The sequence below is a fragment of the Mesorhizobium sp. M5C.F.Ca.IN.020.32.2.1 genome (genome assembly GCF_004023105.1).
Taxonomy (GTDB): domain Bacteria; phylum Pseudomonadota; class Alphaproteobacteria; order Rhizobiales; family Rhizobiaceae; genus Mesorhizobium; species Mesorhizobium wenxiniae.
This window is the reverse complement of record NZ_RZSX01001448.1, coordinates 1-826: the sequence shown is the minus strand read 5'-3', so window position 1 is coordinate 826 and position 826 is coordinate 1. Positions and strand designations below refer to the sequence as shown.

Annotated in this window: 1 protein-coding gene; it reads left to right on the top strand. The window is 65.1% G+C overall.

Going from position 1 to position 826, the window contains the following annotated elements; all coding sequences use genetic code 11:
* Window positions 1–799, top strand: a 799-nt coding sequence (locus EOA86_RS36680) for a peptidylprolyl isomerase (RefSeq protein ID WP_128345837.1), incomplete at its 5' end; no start/stop codon positions are given.
* Between the last annotated feature and the right edge of the window lie 27 nt (window positions 800–826).

Below are 826 nucleotides of genomic sequence, written 5' to 3'. Positions count from 1 at the left end.
CGCCCAACCGGCCGCGCCGGTCGATCCGAACGCCGTGGTCGCCACGATCAACGGCCAGACGCTGACCGAGGCAGACCTTGCCCTTGCCGAAGGCGAGCTGTCGCAGCAGTTTGCGCAGATGCCGCCAGAACAGCGCCGCGCCGCAGCACTTTCGGCGGCGATCGAGATCAAGGTCATGGCTGCCCAGGCGGTCACCACCGGCCTCGACAAGGATCCCGACTTCCAGCGCCGCATGGCATTCCTGCAGCAGCGCGCCCTGCATGGCGAAATGGTCGAGAAGGATGTCATCGGCAAGGTCACGGATGCCGAAATTCGCGCCCGCTACGACCAGGAAATCGCCAACACGCCGCCGACCAACGAGGTGCATGCCCGTCACATCCTCGTGAAGACGAAGGAAGAGGCCGATACGATCATCAAGCAGCTCGACGGCGGCGCCGATTTCCAGAAACTCGCCAACGAGCACACCAGCGATCCGAGCGGCAAGACCAGCGGCGGCGATCTCGGCTGGTTCGGACCCGGCCAGATGGTGCCGGAGTTCGACAAGGCGGTCTTCGCGCTGGCGGTGGGCAAATACACCGAGCAGCCGGTGCAGTCGCAGTTCGGCTGGCACGTCATCCAGGTCGAGGACAAGCGCGCCAAGCAGCCGCCGGCCTTCGACCAGGTCAAGGACCAGGCCCGCCAGGCGGTTATCCGCGACAAGTACATCGCTCTGGTCAAGTCGCTGCGCGCCGAGGCGAAGGTCGAGATCCCGGACGAGAAGCTGAAGAAGACGGTCGACGCGCTGGAAAACACCAAGTAGGCGCGCGCCACCGCAGATGATGGAGAC